At 68.7% G+C, this 20345-nt stretch carries 24 protein-coding genes and 1 riboswitch; of the genes, 12 read left to right on the top strand and 12 right to left on the bottom strand.

The genetic code is table 11. The features are described from left to right. The first annotated feature begins 88 nt into the window (after nucleotides 1-88). Nucleotides 89-856 carry an alpha/beta fold hydrolase gene (locus MKK88_RS31405; protein ID WP_244007336.1) on the top strand — a complete coding sequence of 256 codons (768 nt, stop codon included), beginning with the start codon at nucleotides 89-91 and terminating at the stop codon, nucleotides 854-856. A 20-nt stretch (nucleotides 857-876) separates the two neighbouring features. Here the strand turns inward: MKK88_RS31405 and MKK88_RS31400 are convergent, their stop codons facing one another. Beyond that, nucleotides 877-1161 (bottom strand): DUF1150 family protein, encoded by a 285-nt coding sequence (locus MKK88_RS31400; RefSeq protein WP_020092805.1) that lies wholly within the window; start codon nucleotides 1159-1161, stop codon nucleotides 877-879. 103 nt (nucleotides 1162-1264) lie between these two features. Beyond that, nucleotides 1265-1693, bottom strand: a complete 429-nt coding sequence (locus tag MKK88_RS31395; protein WP_244007334.1) for an Hsp20 family protein — start codon at nucleotides 1691-1693, stop codon at nucleotides 1265-1267. 418 nt (nucleotides 1694-2111) lie between these two features. Between MKK88_RS31395 and MKK88_RS31390 the strand changes: the two genes are divergently transcribed. From MKK88_RS31390 to MKK88_RS31360, 7 genes are all read left to right on the top strand, one after another. Next, nucleotides 2112-2603, top strand: a complete 492-nt coding sequence (locus MKK88_RS31390) for a hypothetical protein (protein WP_244007332.1) — start codon at nucleotides 2112-2114, stop codon at nucleotides 2601-2603. An 80-nt stretch (nucleotides 2604-2683) separates the two neighbouring features. Next, complete coding sequence (locus MKK88_RS31385) at nucleotides 2684-3160, top strand: Tat pathway signal protein (RefSeq protein WP_244007330.1); 477 nt, start codon at nucleotides 2684-2686, stop codon at nucleotides 3158-3160. A 129-nt stretch (nucleotides 3161-3289) separates the two neighbouring features. Then, complete coding sequence (locus tag MKK88_RS31380) at nucleotides 3290-3982, top strand: MotA/TolQ/ExbB proton channel family protein (RefSeq protein WP_244007328.1); 693 nt, start codon at nucleotides 3290-3292, stop codon at nucleotides 3980-3982. Between the two features lie 65 nt (nucleotides 3983-4047). Then, nucleotides 4048-4539: an ExbD/TolR family protein gene (locus MKK88_RS31375; RefSeq protein WP_244007326.1), complete on the top strand. Its 492-nt coding sequence runs from the start codon at nucleotides 4048-4050 to the stop codon at nucleotides 4537-4539. A 4-nt stretch (nucleotides 4540-4543) separates the two neighbouring features. Further along, nucleotides 4544-5542, top strand: coding sequence for a cell envelope integrity protein TolA (locus MKK88_RS31370; protein WP_244007324.1), 999 nt, complete (start codon nucleotides 4544-4546; stop codon nucleotides 5540-5542). Between the two features lie 294 nt (nucleotides 5543-5836). After that, nucleotides 5837-6166, top strand: coding sequence for a hypothetical protein (locus tag MKK88_RS31365; RefSeq protein ID WP_244007322.1), 330 nt, complete (start codon nucleotides 5837-5839; stop codon nucleotides 6164-6166). 6 nt (nucleotides 6167-6172) lie between these two features. Continuing rightward, nucleotides 6173-6433: a BrnA antitoxin family protein gene (locus tag MKK88_RS31360; RefSeq protein ID WP_244007320.1), complete on the top strand. Its 261-nt coding sequence runs from the start codon at nucleotides 6173-6175 to the stop codon at nucleotides 6431-6433. Between the two features lie 36 nt (nucleotides 6434-6469). On the opposite strand, the gene MKK88_RS31355 is transcribed toward MKK88_RS31360, so the two are convergent. Genes MKK88_RS31355 through MKK88_RS31345 form a run of 3 tightly spaced genes read right to left on the bottom strand, consistent with a single transcriptional unit; the run spans nucleotide 6470 to nucleotide 8225 of the window. Beyond that, nucleotides 6470-6952: a YaiI/YqxD family protein gene (locus tag MKK88_RS31355; RefSeq protein ID WP_244007318.1), complete on the bottom strand. Its 483-nt coding sequence runs from the start codon at nucleotides 6950-6952 to the stop codon at nucleotides 6470-6472. Continuing rightward, a complete protein-coding gene (locus MKK88_RS31350) occupies nucleotides 6949-7152 on the bottom strand; it encodes a hypothetical protein (protein ID WP_244007316.1) in 204 nt (67 codons plus the stop codon). Before MKK88_RS31350 ends, MKK88_RS31355 begins: the two co-directional genes overlap by 4 nt. Beyond that, the gene (locus MKK88_RS31345; protein WP_244007314.1) at nucleotides 7152-8225 is read right to left on the bottom strand and encodes an adenylate/guanylate cyclase domain-containing protein; all 1074 of its coding nucleotides are present in this window, start codon (nucleotides 8223-8225) and stop codon (nucleotides 7152-7154) included. Before MKK88_RS31345 ends, MKK88_RS31350 begins: the two co-directional genes overlap by 1 nt. A gap of 262 nt (nucleotides 8226-8487) precedes the next feature. On the opposite strand from MKK88_RS31345, the gene MKK88_RS31340 reads away from it, so the two are divergent. Further along, a complete protein-coding gene (locus tag MKK88_RS31340) occupies nucleotides 8488-9327 on the top strand; it encodes an aldo/keto reductase (protein WP_244007312.1) in 840 nt (279 codons plus the stop codon). Between the two features lie 12 nt (nucleotides 9328-9339). Here MKK88_RS31340 and MKK88_RS31335 read toward each other — a convergent pair whose 3' ends face one another. From MKK88_RS31335 to MKK88_RS31325, 3 genes are all read right to left on the bottom strand, one after another. Next, complete coding sequence (locus MKK88_RS31335) at nucleotides 9340-10872, bottom strand: sensor domain-containing diguanylate cyclase (protein ID WP_244007310.1); 1533 nt, start codon at nucleotides 10870-10872, stop codon at nucleotides 9340-9342. A 274-nt stretch (nucleotides 10873-11146) separates the two neighbouring features. Then, complete coding sequence (locus MKK88_RS31330; RefSeq protein WP_244007308.1) at nucleotides 11147-13345, bottom strand: transglycosylase domain-containing protein; 2199 nt, start codon at nucleotides 13343-13345, stop codon at nucleotides 11147-11149. A gap of 195 nt (nucleotides 13346-13540) precedes the next feature. Next, on the bottom strand, nucleotides 13541-13945 hold the full coding sequence (locus MKK88_RS31325; RefSeq protein WP_244007306.1) for an ATP-dependent helicase: 405 nt from the start codon (nucleotides 13943-13945) through the stop codon (nucleotides 13541-13543). Between the two features lie 183 nt (nucleotides 13946-14128). Here MKK88_RS31325 and MKK88_RS31320 point away from each other — a divergent pair, with 183 nt between their 5' ends. Then, nucleotides 14129-14593, top strand: a complete 465-nt coding sequence (locus MKK88_RS31320; RefSeq protein WP_244007305.1) for a hypothetical protein — start codon at nucleotides 14129-14131, stop codon at nucleotides 14591-14593. Between the two features lie 114 nt (nucleotides 14594-14707). Then, complete coding sequence (locus MKK88_RS31315; protein WP_244007303.1) at nucleotides 14708-14953, top strand: PilZ domain-containing protein; 246 nt, start codon at nucleotides 14708-14710, stop codon at nucleotides 14951-14953. A gap of 9 nt (nucleotides 14954-14962) precedes the next feature. On the opposite strand, the gene MKK88_RS31310 is transcribed toward MKK88_RS31315, so the two are convergent. The 3 genes from MKK88_RS31310 to MKK88_RS31300 form a co-directional block, all read right to left on the bottom strand. Further along, complete coding sequence (locus MKK88_RS31310; protein WP_244007301.1) at nucleotides 14963-16033, bottom strand: acyltransferase family protein; 1071 nt, start codon at nucleotides 16031-16033, stop codon at nucleotides 14963-14965. 108 nt (nucleotides 16034-16141) lie between these two features. Further along, nucleotides 16142-16516, bottom strand: coding sequence for an HNH endonuclease (locus MKK88_RS31305; RefSeq protein ID WP_244007299.1), 375 nt, complete (start codon nucleotides 16514-16516; stop codon nucleotides 16142-16144). Nucleotides 16517-16539: 23 nt separating this feature from the next. After that, nucleotides 16540-17367 carry an alpha/beta hydrolase gene (locus MKK88_RS31300; protein WP_244007297.1) on the bottom strand — a complete coding sequence of 276 codons (828 nt, stop codon included), beginning with the start codon at nucleotides 17365-17367 and terminating at the stop codon, nucleotides 16540-16542. A 162-nt stretch (nucleotides 17368-17529) separates the two neighbouring features. Continuing rightward, a riboswitch (TPP riboswitch) is annotated at nucleotides 17530-17635 on the top strand. 73 nt (nucleotides 17636-17708) lie between these two features. Between MKK88_RS31300 and thiC the strand changes: the two genes are divergently transcribed. Further along, the gene (thiC, locus tag MKK88_RS31295; RefSeq protein ID WP_244007296.1) at nucleotides 17709-19595 is read left to right on the top strand and encodes a phosphomethylpyrimidine synthase ThiC; all 1887 of its coding nucleotides are present in this window, start codon (nucleotides 17709-17711) and stop codon (nucleotides 19593-19595) included. A gap of 22 nt (nucleotides 19596-19617) precedes the next feature. Here thiC and MKK88_RS31290 read toward each other — a convergent pair whose 3' ends face one another. Beyond that, on the bottom strand, nucleotides 19618-20121 hold the full coding sequence (locus tag MKK88_RS31290; RefSeq protein WP_244007294.1) for a TY-Chap domain-containing protein: 504 nt from the start codon (nucleotides 20119-20121) through the stop codon (nucleotides 19618-19620). Nucleotides 20122-20345 lie beyond the last annotated feature (224 nt).

Here is a 20345-nt window from a genome sequence, read left to right as displayed (position 1 = left end):
CGCTTTACGGTCCGGTAAACGGATGTTGAAGCGAACCGTCTCAAGGACGGCGTTTCTTCGCCCATGGATGGGGATATCGGAGATCCGCATGAGCGAGAGCGAGCCGCGTTTCCTCACGGTCGGTGCCGGAGGCCTCGAACGGCGCATCGCCGTGCGCGAGCGCCAGGGGGCGGGTCCGCCGGTCGTGTGGCTCGGCGGGTTCCGATCGGACATGAAGGCCACGAAGGCCAGCGCCCTCGATCAATGGGCGGCGGAAGCCGGGCGCCGTTTCGTCCGGTTCGACTACGCGGCCCATGGCGAATCGAGCGGCACGTTCAAGGATTGCACGATCAGCTCCTGGCTGGAGGACGCGCTGGTCGTGCTGAGCGCGCATGTCGACGAACCCCCGATCCTGGTCGGCTCCTCGATGGGTGGATGGATCGCCTGCCTCGCGGCCCGCGCCCGGGCGTTACGTGGCGAGACAACCGCGGGGCTCGTGCTCATCGCCCCGGCCCTGGATTTCACGGAGGATCTGATCTGGGGCCGTCTCAGCGCGGCGGCGCAGGCCATGCTGGTTCGCGACGGGGTCCTGCGCCGGCCCAGCGACTATGCGCCGGAGCCGGATCCGATCACCCTGAAACTGATCGAGGATGGGCGCGGGAACTGCCTGCTCGGAGATTCCTTCGATCCGGCCTGCCCGATCCACATCCTGCAAGGGATGCGCGACACCGATGTGCCCTACACCCACGCCCTCAAGATCCTCGGGCGTCTGCCGGCAGAGGGGACCGTCATGACGCTGATCGCCGACGGCGACCACCGCCTGTCGCGGCCGCAGGATATCGCGCGGCTCGTGGCGGCGGTGGCCGAGATGGTCTGACGGGGCGAGGCCCGTCGGGTTCAGTGCAGGCTGACGGGCTGCAGATCGTGCGCAGCGGCATTGGCCAGCACGACATCGCGGGAATCGGCGAGCATGATCGGTGCACCGCTCGCCGAGAGCAGCGCGAAGAGGTCGAGGCCCGGCGTCAGTTCCGGAGCCTGCGGGAAGAAGCGGCGCACCTCGTCGGATCGGATCGGCCGGACGTAGGCGATATGCCCCTCACCGAGCGCCGCGAGATCGGCCGGCTGGAAGTCGGCGGGATCGAGATCGGCGGGGGTCAGGGGCGACGGGTTCAGATCGGTCATCAAAGCCCTCCTGGGGTGGCAGAGCGTCCGCGGCCGGTCCCGGAGGCACCGGCGGCACGCTACGCATGTGGGGATTGCTGTCGTCCGATCAATCTCTTCGCTGTCAGCCGCGCGCGCCGATATCGATCTTGCGCACGATCCGATCCGGCTCCGGCCGGACGAGGTCGATGGACAACAGGCCATTGGCGAGATCCGCGCCGAGGACCTCCATGCCGTCGGCGAGGAGGAAGGTACGCTGGAACTGCCGCGCCGCGATGCCGCGATGGAGAAAATGCCGCTCGCGCTCGTCGACCTGCCGGCCGCGTACCACGAGCTGGCTCTCCTCCAGCATCACGTCGAGTTGTTCGCGGGTGAAGCCCGCGACCGCCAGCGTGATGCGCAGCCGTTCGGGCTCGCTCTCGGTCCGGGGCAGGCGCTCGATATTGTAGGGCGGATAGCCGTCGCTGGCGGCCTTGGAAACCCGGTCGAGGGCCTGCTCGATCTCGTCGAACCCGAGCAGGAACGGATGCCCGAAGGGCGAGGTGCGCGTCATCGCGGCCGTCATCCAGAAAGCGAGGCCTCCGCGCCCGGGGCTTGCCGCCGCCCCGCGATGCCCGAGCACCTCGTTGACAGGGAGCCCGCCATGGCAGCGCTCCGCCGGACGAGACAACGCCGGCAACTCGACGATATGGCCGCGGTGGTGCGGCCCATCAAGGGACGTCCGCGATTTCCGACGTATCCGATCTTTCCTGCCCCCTCGGGCGCATTCAGGACCATTCGGCAATGTCGTGTAGGAAAGAGTGGCAAGTTATCAAACCGCCACGCTCCGTCCTAACAGTTTGGAACTGCTCTGATTTTTGCGCCTGCCCTTGATCACGACGCCGGTGGTGGCTTACTGCCGCGACTGGCGATCGGACGATCTCATTGGACGAGCGCACGAATTCCTCCTGTGACGCGAGGCAACGCAGCCCATGGACGCGCCCCGGACTCTCTCGGACCGTACGGCGATGCGGCGCGTGGTCGACGTGTGCGGCGACGAGGCCGAGATCCTGGCTTTGTCGGTGGCCCGGTTCGTCGCAGCCGGCTACATGACCAGCGACGTCGCGTGCTGGAATGCGGCCTTCGACGGGGCTGAGCAATTGTTGGGGCCGGCGGAGGGATGCCGGTTCGTAGCCTGCGTTGTAGCGATCATTCGCGCCCTCCGCGCCGAGCGCGAGGAGGATTGGTCGTTCATGCCGGCGAGTTGCTGCCGGGTGACCGGCCACGAATGCGCGCTGGTGAATATGATCAACCGGGGCCGGCGTCAGCTCTGGGTCGACCTGGAGGAAGCGGCGGCGGAGATGACCGGGCGCGAGGCGGCGCCACGGCTGGTGGCGGCAGTCCGTGCGGCCGTCGATCCGCTCGAAGCGGCGGCCGAGCGCTTGGCGCCGGCGTCCTGCCGCAGCGGCGTCGTACTTCACTGATCCCCCGCGGGATCGCATCGATTGGGCAGAGGCGGCGGGCGCGGGCCTGCTGCGCTGGCGAGGAAAAGGATGACGGTTCGGTGCTTGCCTTGAGCGTTCCCCTATACCGCCGACGGATCGGGCGCATTGCGTTCGATACGGCGGCCTGTGTCGCGCTCTCGGCGCTCCTCGTGGCATCGGCCCTGGCCCAGGATGGGTCGGAGAAGGCCGGGCCTTTGAAGCTCCAGCTCAACAAGGTCGAGACCGCCGGAGAGGCCTGCCGCGTCACCATGGTGATCGACAACACCAGGGGCGCAAGCCTCAAATCCTACAAGGTCGATCTCTTCGCCTTCGACACGGATGGGGTGGCCCAGAAGCGCGTCGCCGTGGAACTGGGGCCGCTTCCGCCCCGGAAGACCGTGGTGAAGATCTTCGATTTTCCCGGGATCGCCTGCAACAAGGTCGGGCGCGTCCTGTTGAACGACGTTCTGGCCTGCGACGGAGGCGACTCCGCCCGCGAGGCCTGCCTCGAACGGACCGAGACGGACTCGAAGGCCAGCATTCCGTTCGACCGCTGAATTCGGCTGTGCGTCGGATGAAGCGGTGACACCGTCCGGCACCTTGGATTGCCGGGCGGCCAGCGGCTTTCGCCGCCCCCGACAAGACAGCGGCGCAAGGCCGCATGAGACCAACGGCAGGAGCCCGCGATGGACCCGACACAAGCGCCGATCGAGGCGGCCCACGACTTCTCGTTCCTCGGCCTGTTCCTTCAGGCCGATCCGATCGTCAAGGGCGTGATGATCCTCCTGGTGGTCGCCTCCATCGCGTGCTGGACGGTGGTGTTCGAGAAGATCATCCGCCTCGCCGCAGCCCGGCGGCAGGCCAAGGACTTCGCCACGCTGGTCCAATCCGGCGGCAAGCTCAACGGCGATCTCCGCGGCATCGCCGGCCACGTCGCCCGGGCGGGCATCGACGCGTGGCGCGATCAGGACACCTCCGAGACCCGGGCCGAGCGCCGCGAGCGGATCGAGCGGGCCATGAAGGGCGCGCTCACCATGGAAATGAAGCGCCTGCGCACCGGCCTCTCGCTGTTGGCGACCTCGGGCTCGACAGCGCCGTTCGTCGGCCTGTTCGGCACGGTCTGGGGCATCATGAATTCGTTCTCGTCGATCGCGCGAAGCCAGGACACGTCGCTGGCCGTGGTGGCGCCGGGCATTGCGGAGGCTCTGTTCGCCACCGCGATCGGCCTCGTGGTCGCCATCCCGGCCGTCATGGCGTTCAACAAACTGTCGGGCGACGTGAGCGCGATCCAGAGCACCTTCTCGTCCTATATCTCGCTGCTGGGTAACCGCCTCGCCCGCGACCGCGCCGGCACAGCGCACCGCGCCGCCGCCGAGTAAGCTGCACCACCCCCCTCTGCCGCGCCCGCCCGACGGGCCGGACGCACCGGAACCGGAGACGCCCCATGGCGATGGGATCCATCCGCACGAGCGACGACGACGATCTCGACGACATGCCGATGTCCGAGATCAACGTGACCCCGATGGTCGACGTGATGCTCGTGCTGCTGATCATCTTCATGGTCGCCGCGCCGCTGATGACCACCGGCGTTCCCGTTCAGCTTCCGAAAACCGCGGCCCCCAAGGTCGCGCAATCGAAGAAGCCTCAGGAGGTGACGGTCGACAAGGACGGCAACCCGTCGATCGCCAAGGAGGTGTTCACGATGGACAGCCTCGTGCCGCGCCTGCGGGAGATGGCGGCTGCGGACAAGGATCAGGTGATCCTGGTGCGTGGCGACCGGGACGTGCCCTACGGCAAGGTCATGGAGGTGATGGGCCTCGTGGGCCAAGCCGGCTTCACCAAGGTCTCGCTGATCGCACAGTCGCCCGGCGGCGCAGCCGCGGCCTCATCGGCTCCTGCCGCCCCCGCTGCCGCACCCGCCGGGACCGCCCGCTGAACCGATGAACACTCTCGTACCGACGGATGTGCCCGAGGGGTTCGGGCAGCGTCGCCCATCCGGGCTCGTCGCGGCTTTCCTGGTCGCGCTGCTGCTGCACGCCCTCGCGCTTGTGGCCGCGATGTTCCTGCAGCTCGCGCCGCCGACGCCGCCCGGCGAGCAGCAGATCACGGTGGATCTGGCTCCGGTCATGACCGAGGCGCCGACTGAGGCGCCGTCCGAGCAGCAGATGAGCCAGGCCGCACCGCCGGAGGTGAAGCCCGTCGATCTGCCGCCGGATGAAGCCGTGCAGCCGCCGCCGCCGGCCGAGACCGCCGAAGCAAAGCCGGAGGAGACCCCGGTGGTCGAGCCGCCGCCCCAGGCCGAGGCGGTCGAGACGCCGAGCCAGGTGATCACCTCCACCGCGGAGAGCGCCGAGCCGTTGACGCCGCCCCCCGCCGAGGTCGCCAAGACCGAGGAGCCGCCGAAGACCGAGCCCGATCCCGCCAAGCTCAAGGCCGAACGGGAGGCGAAGCTGCGCAAGATCCGTGAGGAGAAGCTCCGCGAGCAGAAGCGCGAGGAAGCGCGGCAGGAGCGTCTCGAAGAGATCCGCGAGGCGAAGGCGAAGGCGGCGCGCGAAGCCAAGGCCCGTCAGGCCAAGGCGCAGCAGGGCGCCGAGGCACGCAACTCCGCTTCAGCGTCGCGCCAGAATACCACCGGCCGCGCCGCGGCGGGCAGCGACCCGAGCGCGATGCGACAGTGGACCGGCGCGATCAGCTCGGCGATCCACGGGCGTATGAACGCGGGTGCTGCCAACGGGACCGGCGGCGGAACCGCCGTCGTCCGCTTCACCGTGCTGCGGTCGGGTCAGGTGACGGCTGCGGGCGTCGCGCGCTCCAGCGGCATTGGCCAGATTGACAGCGCCGCACTCTCGGCTGTCCGCGGAAGCCTACCGCCGGCACCGCCCGGCGTGACGCAGCCAAGCCTGTCGGTCTCGATCCCGCTCAACTTCCGAGTGAGATAAAATTGGGCCTCACAACGCTTGGCTAAGAATGAAGGTGCCAGGACTAGTCTGAACTTTCGGTAATCCCCGCGAATATTGTGCGCTCGCGTACCAGACGCGCGCCGCAGATTCGCCATCGGACTGGCGGGCATGCTAAAGCCTTCCGGAACATGCATCTGTGTGCCTTCAGCGACGGGACATGGCTGCGTTTGACCCGGCTTTGCCCACCTCCTCCAGCGGGCCGGACCCGCTCAGTCGCCATCCCGCGCAGGTTGCGACGGGCCGGTGTGGCTGAGCAGGGGCGAAAGGGACAGAATGAGCGACGAGACTGAGTACGACCTCGACGAGGAGAATGCGACGCGCGACGCGGAAGCGGAGGCCAAGACCCGGGCCGATAACCGCGCCGAACGGGCCGAACGCGCCGAGCGGATGGCTCGCGAGGGCGCGCAGGCGATGGCAGAGCATCACGCGCAGATCAAGGCCGTCGACGAGCGGACCGTCAAGTTGCGCGCGCTTCGGCTCGCCAAGGAGGCCGCGGACGCTCAGACCAAGGCGGCCGAGAAGGAAGCCAAGGCTGCCGCGAAGGGGGCCAGCAAGGGTGCAGCCAAGAAGGCCGCACCGAAGAAGACCGCGGCAAAGGATTAGAGGCCGATGGCCGACGATCGCAACCGCCGCCGCTTCAGCGATCCGCGCGCGGCCGCCGAAGCCGCTTTCAGAGCGGCGACCTCGCCGAAGCCGGAGGCTCCGCCTCGGCAGGCAGCCCCCCGACCCGCAGCGCCCCCCGGTGCGCGGGAACTGGTGAGCCTGCGCCTCGACAGCGCGGTGCTCGCCCACTTCCAGAAGGATGGTCCGGGCTGGCAGGACCGCATCAACGCGGCGCTGAAGGCGCTCGTCCCCGCCGAACAGGACTGAGTCCGGTCCTCAAGTCGGTGCGACAGCGCCCCCATCCTACGCGTCGCGGGGGCGCTCGCGCAGGATTCGGTTCACCGCGCGATCCAACGCCGACAGGAAGGCTGACCGGTCGGCGCGCGAGAACGGTTTCGGACCGCCGGTAATCGTCCCGGCCTCCCGCAGGGATTGCATCAGATCGCGGGTCGCGAGGGCCATGCCGATCGAGGACTCGCTGAACGGTTTGCCCGTGAACGCCAGAACCGTCGCGCCAACCTTCACGCAGCGTGCGGCGAGCGGTACGTCAGCGGTGAGGACGATGCTGCCCGGGCCGGCGCGTTCGGCGATCCAGTCGTCGGCGGCGTCGAGGGTGGAGCCGACCACCACGCGCACGATCCAGGGTTCGCGCGGCAGGTTCAGGATGCTGTTGGCGACAACATGGACGGTGAGCCCGTAGCGGGCCGCGACTCGATAGGTCTCATCCTTGACCGGGCAAGCATCGGCATCAAGGTAGATCGGCGGCCCCGCCGCATCGGCGCTCATGGTCGCGGCACGAGTTTCGACGTGAAGCCCGCGAGGACCAGGAGCACGCCGAGGGCGAACTGCCAGTGTTCGATATCGCCGCCCACCGAGATCACGACGGCATGTCCCAAGACCAGCAATCCGAGCAGCGGGAAACCGAAACGCAGACCCATCTTCGCGGTCGTCAGGATGGCGGCTCGGGGTGCCTCGACGCGGGCCATCAGCGGGCAGCCGCCACGCGCCGCTGTTCCAGTTCCGTGACCGGCACGGCATCGGTGTGACCGCGCTCCAGCGTGGCGACGGCGAGCGGGGCTCCGCGGCCCCGGAGCGCGTGGGCGCCGAGCGAGCGCGCGCGCACGCCGCCGGGCAGACGCTGCAGCCGCTCCAGGAGATCCTGCGAGATCAGAATGCCGACTCCGAGGGGGCGGCACAGGGCCTCGATCCGCGACGTGACGTTCACGGCATCGCCGAAATACGCGATCTTGTGCCGATCGACCCCGACTTCGGCCGTGACCACCGAACCGCCGTGCAGAGCCGCGCGCAGCCGCGGCACCGTCCCGAACCGGGCCGTCCAGGCCGCCGCATCGGCCTCGATCCGATCGAGCACGTCGAACAGGCAGGTCACGCAGCGCGCATCCTTCAGCCCCCGGGCCATCGGCCACGTGATGATGGCCAGATCCCCGACGTAATCATCGACGGAGCCGCCGTTGCGGCGCACCGGCTCGGCCAAAGTCGCGAAGACGGCCCCAAGATATTCCTGGGCGCGCAGATCGCCATGTGCCTCCGCGAAGGCGGTCGAGCCGACCACGTCGAGGAACAGGAAGACGCGCTCCTCCTCCACGGGCTTGTGATAGCGGCCGATCATGAAGTTCACGAACACCTCGCCGCCGATCAGGTCGCGCATTCGGATCACGAAGACGAGGAGACCGGACACGGCCAGGGCGTAGGCGAGCACGCGCGCGGTCATCCGCGTCGCCGAGGTGAGATCATCATGCGTCAGCGCGAAGGTCCAGACCAGCAGGCCGCCCAGCGCGTTGCCGGTCATGATCATCAGCACGTAGGCGAGTTCGGCCGCCACCACGTAGAGCCAGGCCGGGAACCGGCGGATCCGCGCCTGCAGGCCCGCCAGGATCAAACCGCGGTCGAAGGCCAGCACCGTCGCGCCCATGCAGAGGCCGTAGGTGAAGCCGGCGAGCGGAGAAGCACCCGCGGCGAAGATGATGTTGTAGAGGAGCCCAGCAGCCGCGGCCGCCAGCAGGATCACGACCCAGAACAGGCGGTGGGCGGGCAGCATCGGCGCAACTCCAGCATGGCCAACCGAGCGACCGCGCACCGGACCGGGCTTCACGGGTTCGACTCCATGACGCGGGATCGGTGGGCCCGCGCCGTCTGACATCAGGCCATGGCCTAAAGTGCAGCACCGCCTTCAAGCGCGGTCTCTTGCTCAACAATCCATGATGGCGCGAGTAAGGCGTGCATCGGCAGGATCGCGACGCAGGCTCCGCTCGTCGGCGCCGTTATCGCGGCAGTGACGAGACAGGGAAGGGAACGACGCCATGCAGGCCAGGAGCTTCGGTGCAGCCCGCGTCCCGGTTCCGGTGATCGGACAGGGCACGTGGCATATCGATCGCGCGGATCGCGGCAACGCCATCGCCGCTTTGCGCGCCGGCATCGATGCCGGCATGACCCATATCGATACGGCCGAAATGTACGGCGACGCGGAGGCCATCGTGGCCGACGCGATCACGGATTGCCGCGAGGAAATCTTCCTCGTGTCGAAGGTGGTGCCCGGTAACGCGACCCGCCGGGGCGTCGCGCGCGCCTGCGAGGAGTCGTTGCGGCGCCTGCGCACCGACCGGCTCGACAGCTACCTGCTGCATTGGCCCGGCCAGCACCCCCTGGAGGAAACGATCGCCGGATTCGAGGATCTGCGCCGGGCCGGCAAGATCCTGTCCTGGGGTGTCAGCAATTTCGATGTCGAGGATCTCGACCAAGCCCTCGCCATCGCCGGGCCGGACCGCATCGCCTGCAATCAGGTGCTCTATCATCTCAACGAGCGGGCGATCGAGCACGCGGTGTTGCCCTGGTGCGAGAAGCACGGCGTCGCCATGGTCGGCTACTCGCCGTTCGGCAGCGGCGATTTCCCCGATCCCGCCAGTGTCGGCGGCCAAGTTCTGGCGGGGATCGCGCAGGCGCACGGAACAACCCCGCATGCGGTCGCCCTCGCCTTCCTGACCCGGATGGGCGGGACGTTCACGATCCCCAAGACCGGTCGGCCAGCCCGCGCGGTGGAGAATGCCAGTGCGGCAAACCTGCATCTCGGGGCGGCCGAGATCGCCCTGATCGACGCACATTTCCCGCGGGGGCCGCGCCCGCGCATGCTGCCGATGCTCTGACGACCCGGCCGGTCACGCGACGGCAGCCGGTAGGACGAGCCTCGCCCAGGGCGCCGTCCGGACCCGGTTGCGACCGGCGGTCTTGGCCGCGTAGAGCGCCGCATCCGCCGACACGAACAGCGATTCGGGCGCCTCGCCGGACCCCACGTCGACGCTCGCGACGCCGATACTAACGGTGGCAATCCCGCCGATCTCCGGCGCGTGCGCGATCTGGAGATTGACCACGGCGCGGCGGATGCTCTCGGCGACGCCATCTGCTTGCGCGGCGTCGCAGCCGGGCAGGAGCGCGACGAATTCCTCTCCGCCGATCCGGAAGCCGAGGCCGCCGGTCGGAAGGGTCTGGCGCAGACAATCGGCAATCGCCGTGAGAACCTCGTCGCCGCGGCGATGGCCGAACCGGTCGTTGAACTGCTTGAAGTGGTCGGCATCGACGATCAGCAGCGAAAGCGGCGTCCTGAAACAGACGGCCTGGGTCCAGGCTTCCGCGAAATGCTCATCGTAGCTCCGGCGGTTCGGCAGGCCGGTCAGGCCGTCCGTCCGGGCCAGCACGGTGAGAGCGGCGTTGGCCGCGCGCGTGCTCGCCTCGGCGGCCACGTGCCGGCCGACCTCCCGTTTGACGAGGATCATGAAGCCGAAGCTGAGGATGTTGAGGCCCAGCATCAGTGCGGCGATGATCGCAGCCTTGTAGATCCAGTGGGCTTGGATGCTCTCGACGCTCGTGGCCACGGTGACGATGAGTGGCAGATCCTGAAGGTTGGCGAAGCTGTACAGGCGCATCGCGCCGTCGAGATGGGACCGACCGATGAACTCACCGCGCTCACTCGTACGGTAGGTGCGGTAGCCGGGGCTCGCGCTGATGTTGCGGCCGAGAGCATCTAGCTTGGCGGGCACGCGGATCAGCAGCGTCCCATCCTGATGAAACACGTTGACGATCAGTCCGGCATCGAAGCGCATGCGGTCGAAACGTTCGTGGAATTGGCTGAGATCGAGCGAACCGGTGACGATCCCCGCGAAGGATCCATCCGGCCGCTCCACCGCCCGGGCCATGCGGATGATCTGCCGGCCTGTCAGCAGCGAGCGACTCGGCCCCATCAGCATCAGGCCCGTATCCGGCGCAGCGCGCAGAGCCTGGAATTCGGGAAGGGCGCTCAGGTCCGGCATCGGCAGGACGCTGCGATCGCTCGTCGCGATGACGTGACCCTCCCGATCCGTCACCGCGATGGGGCCAAGGCCCGTTCCGATGGCGGCGGCATTGAAATCCGCCAAGCGTCGGAGTTCGGTGGCCAGGGAGGCGCCGTCCGGACCCATCGCCGCGTGCGCAGCGGCGCGCAGGGACAGGTCATAGGACTTGATGTTGTGTCCGACGCCCTCCTCGATCACCGAGAGAAGGGTGAGCGCGTTGCGCCGCGCGTTCTGCCACGCGATGTCGCGCAGATCGAAGCAGAGATAGACACCGAGCAGGGTCAGGCACAACAGCAGGATCGCGCCAGCGGCCTCGATCAGTTGCGAGGCCGAGACCACGAGATGCGCACGCAAGACTGCCACGAACGATCGCAGGACCATGGACATCGCGTCGAGACGGCTGCGGTCGAACGCACGTGCGGTCGCCGGATCAATGATCGAGGACCAGCGTGCCACCTAAAGATTTTATGCAACGTTACTTAGGTTGCGCAAAACCGGTATACCAGTCAATGAAAGCAGTGTACTGCGCGCCAATTCAATGATCGCTGGCGTGTCTGCCACCACCGATCGGCAGGATCGAGGGCTGATGAACCTCGGGGCCCGGCCGCACGTCGCGGCCGCTCCGGGCCCCCTGCACCTAATCCCCGATTCCGAACAACTTCTCGATGAAGTTGCGATCATCCTTCGGAGCACGCCGGGACGCCGCGGCCGGGCGCGGTGCGGGAGCCTCCGGCGCGCCGAGGATCTGGCCCAGGATCCCGCCCGGCGCCTCCTGCCCGGCGCTCGCCACCGAGGCGGTCGTCTCCGGCGCCCTGCGCCAGCGGTTGATGTTCGGGAGCGGAACCGGATTCTGACCCTTGAGCGCCTGGGTCATGTAGCTCTTCCAGATCTCCGCCGGCAGGTTGCCGCCCGTCACCTTCTTGGTCAGCTCGCCGTCGTCGTTGCCGAGCCAGACCCCGGTCACGAGGCTGCCAGAGAAGCCGATGAACCATGCGTCCCGGTAATCCTGGGTCGTGCCGGTCTTGCCCGCGAGATCCCAACCCGGGATGTCGGCCTTCTTGGCAGTTCCGCTGACGAAGGTCTCGTGCATCATGGCGTTCATCATGCCGTCGGCATCGGCGCTCATGACCCGCCCGAGCCCGCTCTCGGCGCGCTTGTAGAGCACCTTGCCGTCCTGGCCCTTCACGGCCGTAACCACGTAGGGGATCACCCCGTTGCCGCCGTTGGCGAAGGCCCCGTAGGCGCCGACCATCTCCAGCAGCGTGACTTCCGAGGTGCCCAGCGCGATCGAGCCGTTGGCCTGGAGCGGCGAGGTGATGCCAAGGCGCTGGGCGGTCTGCACCACCGCCTTCGGTCCGACCTCCTGGCCCAGGCGCACCGCCACGGTGTTGAGGGAATGGGCGAGCGCCGTGCGCAGGGTGACCGCGCCCTCGTAGCGGTGCGAGTAATTTTCCGGCGCCCAATTCCCGATGCGGATCGGCGCGTCGTCGCGCACCGTGTCGGGGGTGGCGCCATGCTCGACCGCGGTCAGGTATACGAACGGCTTGAACGAGGAGCCGGGCTGGCGCTTGGCCGTCGTGGCGCGGTTGAACTGGCTCTGTGCGTAGTCGCGCCCGCCGATCAACGCGCGGATCGCCCCGTCCGGGCGCATCGAGACCAGCGCGCCCTGGCCGACATTGAAGCGGGCGCCCTTGGCGTTCAGCTCCTCGGTCAGGGTCCGTTCGGCGGCGGCCTGCAGGCTGGTGTCGACCGTGGTCTGAACCGTGATGTCGCTATCGAACTTGCCGACGTAATCGTCGAGCACGTCCATCACGAGGTCGGCGACGTAGTTGGCCGAGCCGCCGCCCCGGGCGTTGGCGGGCCTGGCCGGCTGACCGAGCGCCACCTTCACGTCCTGCGCCGAGGCGAAGCCGAGTTCCTGCATGGCGGCGAGCACCTGCGCGGCGCGGGCCTGGGCGGCCGGCAGGTTGCGGTTCGGGGCGAGCCGCGAGGGCGCCTGGACGAGACCGCCCAGCATCGCGGCCTGCGCGAGCGACACCTCCCTGGCGGGCTTGCCGAAGTAACGCTGCGCGGCCGCCTCGACGCCGTAGGCGCCGGCGCCGAAATAGACGCGGTTCAGGTAGAGTTCGAGGATCTCGTCCTTCGTGTATTTGTGCTCCAGCCAGAGGGCGAGGATCGCCTCCTGGATCTTGCGCGAGGCCGAGCGTTCCGGAGTCAGGAACAGGTTCTTGGCGAGCTGCTGGGTGAGCGTCGAGCCGCCCTGCGCGACCCCGCGCCGGGTCACATTCTGGCCGACGGCCCGCAGGATGCCGACCGGATCGACACCGAAATGCTGATAGAATCGCCGGTCCTCGATCGCCACGAAGGCCCGCGGGAGGTAGGGCGGCAATTCCTTGATCGAGACCACCCGTCCGCCGGTCTCGCCACGGTTGGCGAGCAGCGTGCCGTCACTCGCGAGGATCGCGATGTTGGGCGGCCGCTTCGGAACCGAGAGCTGGTCGATCGGCGGAAGCTGCGAGGCATGATAGGCGATGAGCCCGGCGAGCCCGATGACGGCCCAGAGGCCGAGCACCACCGTGCCGTAGACGATCCGGCCGAACCACGAGCGCCGCCGCCGCTTCCGGCCCGCGCCCGTCGAACGTGCCGACGCCTTGGCCGGCGCGCGCGCCGGTCCACCTGCTCGCTTCGCCACGCGTTCTCCTGATCCGGGACGGTCGTCGCGGGACAGGCGCAAGTCGAGGTCGCCGCGATCCCGCGCGCGCCCTTCCGGCACGTCGAAATTCGGCTCAACCCTGCCCCGACCGTTGCCCTGACCCTTGCCTCGTCCCTCGGCCATGCATCCCGTCTTCGATTGATCCGGACCGGTGCGCCCCCCGGGTGCCCCCCAGGCGATACTGCACGGTCTTCGCACGCTTCATGCTGCGGCTTCGGCCCCGATACAGGACAGGACGACGACAGCCATGAAGCCGCCTTGTCGAATCCGTTTGTGACCGCATCGGGGTGAAGCTGGACGAGAAGGCTCGCCAATCCGTTAAGACGGCGTCAACCTCTCGGGCCCGGGTGCCGGGTCCGGCGGATGCGCCACACCCATGACCCGACGCGCCTCGCTCAGCATCACCGCGTGCCGGGCCGATTGCGGGCCGGAATCCGGCGTTTCCCGGCCCAGCCGGGCGATACGGGATAGGAAGAGACGGCGGCGCAGGCCGAATCGCCGGAGGCTCATCAGCAGCGCCTGGAGGACGAGACGGACCGCCTCCGCCCGCTCCCGCTCCAGGACGATCTCGGCGTTCAGAGCCGCCTCGCGCTGCAAGGCAGCCGCCAGTTCCCCCCGAACGGCGGCCCGCTCGGCCTCGTCCCTGCGCGCCGCCGCAAGGTCGATCCGGCATTCCTGCAAGGCGCTGAGCAGCAACAGCTCATGCGCGGACGAATCTCTCACTCGACCCTCCCGACACGACGCGGTCCAGCGGCGACCAGCGCGCGACGTCCTCCTGCCGATCGATCCACCCCCGCGGCGCGATCGATCCCGTCGGGCGAGGCCATAGCGAGCGCAGCCGCTGGCCGGAAGCCGCCATCCGGATTATTCGGCCCCCGCATCGCGCATCACGGGGGAATCGGGGACGTGCAGAATCGGATCGTCGCGGCCATCGCGGCCGGCACGTTGGGGATGAGCCTGATCGGGCTCACCGCCGCATACGGGTATCAGCTCGACACGGTGAACCTGATCGCCTGCGCGCAGGAGGGGGGTGTCTGCCGGATGCCCTATCCCACCAACGTCTATTTCGGCGTCCCCGGCCGCACCAACGGCCGGCCGTTCCCGCAGGGCGGCGTGATCGCCTGCAACGCCCAAACCTTCGGCGATCCGGCCCCGGGCCAGCCGAAGAGCTGCTGGTACGCACCGCGCATCACCGCAGGCGGATCGAACGACCGCTACCGGGACGATGGCTATAACCGCCGCCGCGACGATTACCGCGACGATCGCGACGACGACTGTGATTACGATCGCCCGCCGGTGCGTCGCCCCTACGATGACGATTATGACCGGCCCGCGCCACGGCGCTACAGAGACTATCGCGACGATTATTGATCTCTGCTGGACTGCAGAGCTCGGCATTCGTATTCAGCCTGTTAACGGCCCTCCCGCAGGGTCTCGGACGGCAAAACCCGTTTCCGCGGGCGGATGCGACCGATGGAGAGGCTCATGACGGAGGACCGCCGCGGCACGTTCCGCCGGAACGCCTTCACGTTCGGCTCCCTGCTGCTCGCCGACGGGGAGGTGAACTGCCTCGTCTGGGACGCGACCGACACGGGTGCCCAGATCGAAATGGAGGACGATCAGCCGGTGCCGGATCGATTCCCGCTGCGGCTCACGGCGGGGGGCGATCCGCGCCCTGCCACCGTCGCATGGCGGCGAAGCCGTCGGATCGGCATCGCGTTCGAAGGCTGAGCCGGTCCATCAGGTGGCCGGGACGGCCAGACGGGCCAGCCCATGCGCCGGCGCGAGGTGGCAGCGGGCGGGCCGGACGAACAGGATGTTCAGGGGCGTGCCGCGCACGAGCCACTCCAGGGCGAGCGGAACCAGCACCGCGACGACCATCACGATGAGGCTCACGGCGCCGATATCGGCGATGATCCCGGTGCGGATGAGGATCTCCCGCGTCGCCGCCATCGGCAGCGAGAACGCGAGATAGATGACGATCGAGCGCCGGCCGCAGGCGCGGATCGCGTCCGCCGCGGGGCCGCCGGTCCGGCCGATCAGGGCTGCCGCCACCACGATCGCCAGCGCGCCGGCCGCGCCGAGGGCGAGGCTCACCAGCGGCAGGCTCGCCAGGGTCGGATGGGCTGTGTTGCCCGCCGGCGTCAGCGCCAGCCACCCTTCGAGGACGGCCCAGAGGGCGAGGCCGCCGAGCGCTGGCCCGACGTGGCGACGGGCCATGTCGGCGAGGGGGAAGATCCGGGCCGCGAACAGATACCCGGCGACGAAGAAGACGTAGCGGGCACAGAATTCCTCGATCAGGGTGGAATCACTGCGGATGTCGGCGATCTGCAGCAGCGCGGCCGCGGCCAGCAGCACAACGCCCGGCACGCGGCGCAATGCCTTGGTCACCACCGAGAACACCGCCAAAAGGTAGATGAACCACAGACTGGAATAGGGCTCGATCAGGGCATGCGCGAGATGGGCTGCGAACGCCGCCGGGCCGCCATCGCCCACGATCTTACCGTACCGGGCCGCCGACTGGATCACCAGCCACAGCAGGTAGAAGTAGGCGAAGTGGACCACGCGGCGGTCCGAGAACAGGCGCCAGTCGCGGTCGATCACCCGTCCCATGAAGAGGCCCGACAGCAGGAAGAAATCCGGGATCCGGAACGGCTTCGCGAAGGCGACCACCGGGTGGAGGAAGCCCTCCCCGCCCATGGCGTCACCCGTACCCGTCACGGAATGCATCATCACGACCAGGAGGATGCAGATCCCCTTGGCGATATCGACCCAGGCCAGTCGATCCCGCGTGTCCCCAGTGTCGGCCATTATCGTATCCCCGATACTGGGATGATCCTGGACCCGTTCTGGTTGACGGCAAGGTTCGAACTGACATCGTTCTGCCGACGTGGCGAAGAGTCAGTAAATACCCGCCGCTCAGACTTTACGTCTCGATGCCCGCCGGTCGCGGGTCATGCGCGTGGCGGCGTGAAAATCATCGGGCTTGCCGCGCACCCAGGCGAGAAATCGGGCGATCTCCGGATCGGTCCGCAGGGCCTCCACGTCGGCGAGCCGGTTCGCGATCTCGGCCTCGCTGTAGCGGGCGTGGATGGCCGAGTGGCAGATCTGGTGCAGCCGCACGGTGCCGTGATGGGTGCCACCCTTCAGCTTGGGCGTCAGATGGTGGAGGCTGGAGCGCGCGCGGGGTGGGATCGGACGCTCGCAGAGCGGGCAGACCGGATCGACCCGCCGGGCGCCGCCCAGCTCATCGGGATCATCGGCGCTCCAGCGCTGGGACCGCCGTCCAACCACGCTCACCCTCCCCCATCCACCCGTTACCCCGCCGTCTCGGCCGGGGCGCAGCCGCCGCCAACGCCCGCGCCGAACCACACCGCCGCCTCGCGATCCCTGAGGCCCAGGATGGAGACGTGATTGCCCGGCACCAGTTCGATCCGAGCCCGGGACCCGGCCGCGGCGGCGAGCGCCTGAGCGAGCTTGGCCGGCACTACCGGATCGTCGCGGCCCTGCACGATCAGCACCGGCGCCGTCCCGGTGCGGATGCGCAGATCCGAGCGGAAAGTGTCGCGCAGGAGCCAGGGTGGTACCAGCGGGGCATGCAGCCGCACCGTGTGGGTCATCGAGTCGAACGGCGCCTCCAGGTAGAGCCCGATCGCGGAGTCCCGCTCCGCCACCGCGACCGCCACGGCGGCACCGAGGGAATGACCGTGCAGCAGGATCGGAGCCCCCGGCGCCCGCGCCGCGGCCTCCGCCACAGCCGCGACGCCGTCGCGGATCAGCCCCGACTCGCTGGGGCTGCCGGTCGAGCCGGGATACCCGCGATAGGCGGGGGCCAGCACGCCCCAGCCGGCCGCGCGCCAGGGATCGGCCGAGAAGCGCGCGGCGTGCGGTTCCGGACGGCCACCATTGCCGTGGAAGGTGATCACGACGCCGCAACCCGACCGTGGGGCGCGCCACAAAGCGTGAAGGGTTTCGCCGTCCGCGGTGGCGATCGTGATCCGCTCGACACCCGGCGGCACCGGCGCCAGCGGCGGCGGCCGATAGGCGCCGGGATACAGGAATCGGCGTTGTCCCAAGGCGAGCGCGATGAGCGCCAGCCCGTACAGGAGGAGCACCGCGAGCGCGAGGCCGGCGAGAAGGCGCATTCGGATCGGCGGGAGGAAGCGGCACGTGAAGGCCCTCCCTAGGACCGCTTCCGCCGATCTTGCAATTGGGTACGGCTTCGAACGCCTTCAGACCTCCGTGCGCGGATGTCGTCCGGGATCTGCGCGCAGCATTGACAAAGCCCGCAGCAACCGTGAGTCTTGAATCGTTCCGAGGGGGGCCCCGCAGGGGGCTGAGATTGGGCATCCGGCCCTGACCCTTGAACCTGATCCGGCTCATACCGGCGGAGGGACGGGAACCTGCGGCTGCGTGTATCGCGGCCGGCTCTCTCATCTCACCCAACGCGTGGACCGGACCGCTCCAGAGCGAGGAGAGGCCCACGATGAATGCACCCGTTCGCCCCAAGGACGTGACAGGCAACCCCGAGGCCGTGACCACCGGTCCGGTCACCGGATCGCGCAAGGTCTATGCGAGCCCGGCCGGGCGGCCGGACATCCGCGTGCCCTATCGCGAGATCGCCCTCTCCGATCCCAAGGAGGCACCGGTGCGGGTCTACGACCCGTCGGGCCCCTATACCGAGACCGATGCGCGCATCGACCTCAATGCCGGCCTGCCCGGCGTGCGCGAGCCCTGGATCGCGGCCCGCGGCTACGCGACCGTCGAGCCCCGGGCGGTCAAGCCCGAGGATAACGGTTTCGCCGGCGACAAGCTCGTGGCCCCCTGCCCCGCCGAGCGGATGATCCGCAAGGCCGCTCCGGGCCAGATGGTGACGCAGTACGAGTTCGCCCGGGCGGGGATCATCACCGAGGAGATGATCTACGTCGCCCACAGGGAGAATGCCTGCCGCGAGCAGATGCTGGCGGGTGCCGAAGCCGCGCTTGCCGACGGCCAGAGCTTCGGCGCCGCGGTGCCGCCCTTCATCACCCCCGAATTCGTCCGCGACGAGATCGCCCGGGGCCGGGCAATCATTCCGGCCAACATCAATCACACCGAGCTGGAGCCGATGGCGATCGGCCGGAACTTTCTGGTCAAGATCAACGCCAATATCGGCAACTCGGCCGTCACCTCATCGGCGGCCGACGAGGTCGAGAAGCTGGTCTGGTCGATCCGCTGGGGTGCCGACACGGTCATGGACCTGTCGACCGGCCGCAACATCCACAACATCCGCTCATGGATCATCCGCAACAGCCCGGTCCCGATCGGCACGGTGCCGATCTACCAGGCGCTCGAGAAGGTCGGCGGCGACCCGCTGAAGCTCGACTGGGAGGTGTTCAAGGACACGTTGATCGAGCAGGCCGAGCAGGGCATCGACTACTTCACGATCCATGCCGGCGTGCGCCTCGCCCACGTGCCGCTGACCGCACGGCGCGTCACAGGCATCGTCTCGCGCGGCGGCTCGATCATGGCGCGCTGGTGCCTCGCCGGGCACCGGGAATCGTTCCTCTACGAGCGGTTCGACGAGATCTGCGACATCATGCGGGCCTACGACGTCTCGTTCTCCCTGGGCGACGGCCTGCGCCCCGGCTCGATCGCCGATGCCAACGACGCGGCGCAGTTCGGCGAGCTGGAGACGCTGGGCGAGCTGACCAAGGTCGCCTGGGACAAGGGCTGCCAGGTGATGATCGAGGGCCCCGGCCACGTGCCGATGCACAAGATCAAGGTCAACATGGAGAAGCAGCTGAAGGAGTGCGGCGAGGCGCCGTTCTACACCCTCGGCCCGCTGACCACCGACATCGCCCCGGGCTACGACCACATCACCTCCGGCATCGGCGCCGCCATGATCGGCTGGTTCGGCACCGCGATGCTCTGCTACGTCACCCCGAAGGAGCATCTGGGGCTCCCCGACCGGGACGACGTGAAGACCGGCGTCATCACCTACAAGATCGCCGCCCACGCCGCCGACCTCGCCAAGGGCCACCCGGCCGCGCAGCTGCGCGACGATGCGCTCAGCCGCGCCCGGTTCGACTTCCGCTGGGAGGACCAGTTCAACCTGGGCCTCGATCCGGATACGGCCCGTCGCTACCACGACGAGACCCTGCCGAAGGATGCCCACAAGGTCGCCCATTTCTGCTCGATGTGCGGGCCGAAATTCTGCTCGATGAAGATCACGCAGGACCTGCGCGCCGAGGTGCTGGCGATGGAAGAAGCCGGCGAGGTCGTGGGCGCGGCGCCCGCGATGTCGAAGGCCGAGGCCGAGGCCGGCATGAGGGCGAAGTCGCAGGAATTCCTGGCCGAGGGCGGGAAGCTCTACGTCGACGCCGCGGAGTGAGCACGCGGCACGCCCGGTCCGATCAGGATGTGGGCGTGCCGCAGGCGGCGTCCGGATCGTCGCCGGGTGGGACCGAGACTTTCATCGCGGATCCCGGGCGGGCGCCATGTCCGTCATGCAGCGCCGCCAGCATCAGTTCCGCCGCGATGGCGACATCCGGCGGATCCCCGAGCTCGACCTCGCGGGCGAAGCTCTCGCGCGGGCTGGCCTGGACATAGCCGAGCGCCCGCAGAGCCGACCGGGCGGCTGGCTCCAGGTGCAGGCGGCCCTTGCCGGTCGGGCCGTAGGCGCCCGACGAAGCCTCGCACAACATGCGCGTGTCGCGGTCGTGGAAGAGGCACTGAACGTAGCGCTGGGGCTCGTCGCGCAGCGCGAGGATGATGAAGCGGCCGCGCGACTCTTCGACCGGACCGCGCCGATGCATCTCTTCCAGGCGCGCCGCCAGCGCACACCGGTACTGCGCGATGAAGCGGCTCCGACTCGCCGCCATGCCGCCATCCTCCGCCGCCGCGAGCGACGACGTCATGATCATCATGACCGCGCAGAACCGGCGCATCCGGCGACCCCGTCAAATGGCGGACGCAACCGTTCTGCGCCGCGGATGCGAGAACAGCAAAGATTTGTGTCGATGCGGTAACGGACTGTTCAGGCCACGCCGGATCGGCCTCCGACATCCGGTGGATGGGCTGCCAGCGTTAAGAGACGCTTAGGCAGACTCGCGACTCAATCCTCCGATCACAGGATCGCAGG

Source organism: Methylobacterium sp. E-005, from assembly GCF_022829725.1.
Taxonomy (GTDB): Bacteria; Pseudomonadota; Alphaproteobacteria; order Rhizobiales; family Beijerinckiaceae; genus Methylobacterium.
This window is presented reverse-complemented; position numbering and strand designations above follow the sequence as displayed.

What these genes read in the sequence shown, in the direction of transcription:
- MKK88_RS31405 (WP_244007336.1), top strand. Translation starts at nt 89, where the DNA reads ATGAGCGAGAGCGAGCCGCGTTTCCTCACGGTCGGTGCCGGAGGCCTC.
- MKK88_RS31400 (WP_020092805.1), bottom strand. Translation starts at nt 1,161, where the DNA reads ATGACCGATCTGAACCCGTCGCCCCTGACCCCCGCCGATCTCGATCCC.
- MKK88_RS31395 (WP_244007334.1), bottom strand. Translation starts at nt 1,693, where the DNA reads ATGACGCGCACCTCGCCCTTCGGGCATCCGTTCCTGCTCGGGTTCGAC.
- MKK88_RS31390 (WP_244007332.1), top strand. Translation starts at nt 2,112, where the DNA reads ATGGACGCGCCCCGGACTCTCTCGGACCGTACGGCGATGCGGCGCGTG.
- MKK88_RS31380 (WP_244007328.1), top strand. Translation starts at nt 3,290, where the DNA reads ATGGACCCGACACAAGCGCCGATCGAGGCGGCCCACGACTTCTCGTTC.
- MKK88_RS31375 (WP_244007326.1), top strand. Translation starts at nt 4,048, where the DNA reads ATGGCGATGGGATCCATCCGCACGAGCGACGACGACGATCTCGACGAC.
- MKK88_RS31370 (WP_244007324.1), top strand. Translation starts at nt 4,544, where the DNA reads ATGAACACTCTCGTACCGACGGATGTGCCCGAGGGGTTCGGGCAGCGT.
- MKK88_RS31365 (WP_244007322.1), top strand. Translation starts at nt 5,837, where the DNA reads ATGAGCGACGAGACTGAGTACGACCTCGACGAGGAGAATGCGACGCGC.
- MKK88_RS31360 (WP_244007320.1), top strand. Translation starts at nt 6,173, where the DNA reads ATGGCCGACGATCGCAACCGCCGCCGCTTCAGCGATCCGCGCGCGGCC.
- MKK88_RS31355 (WP_244007318.1), bottom strand. Translation starts at nt 6,952, where the DNA reads ATGAGCGCCGATGCGGCGGGGCCGCCGATCTACCTTGATGCCGATGCT.
- MKK88_RS31350 (WP_244007316.1), bottom strand. Translation starts at nt 7,152, where the DNA reads ATGGCCCGCGTCGAGGCACCCCGAGCCGCCATCCTGACGACCGCGAAG.
- MKK88_RS31345 (WP_244007314.1), bottom strand. Translation starts at nt 8,225, where the DNA reads ATGCTGCCCGCCCACCGCCTGTTCTGGGTCGTGATCCTGCTGGCGGCC.
- MKK88_RS31340 (WP_244007312.1), top strand. Translation starts at nt 8,488, where the DNA reads ATGCAGGCCAGGAGCTTCGGTGCAGCCCGCGTCCCGGTTCCGGTGATC.
- MKK88_RS31330 (WP_244007308.1), bottom strand. Translation starts at nt 13,345, where the DNA reads ATGGCCGAGGGACGAGGCAAGGGTCAGGGCAACGGTCGGGGCAGGGTT.
- MKK88_RS31315 (WP_244007303.1), top strand. Translation starts at nt 14,708, where the DNA reads ATGACGGAGGACCGCCGCGGCACGTTCCGCCGGAACGCCTTCACGTTC.
- MKK88_RS31310 (WP_244007301.1), bottom strand. Translation starts at nt 16,033, where the DNA reads ATGGCCGACACTGGGGACACGCGGGATCGACTGGCCTGGGTCGATATC.
- MKK88_RS31300 (WP_244007297.1), bottom strand. Translation starts at nt 17,367, where the DNA reads ATGCGCCTTCTCGCCGGCCTCGCGCTCGCGGTGCTCCTCCTGTACGGG.
- thiC (WP_244007296.1), top strand. Translation starts at nt 17,709, where the DNA reads ATGAATGCACCCGTTCGCCCCAAGGACGTGACAGGCAACCCCGAGGCC.
- MKK88_RS31290 (WP_244007294.1), bottom strand. Translation starts at nt 20,121, where the DNA reads ATGACGTCGTCGCTCGCGGCGGCGGAGGATGGCGGCATGGCGGCGAGT.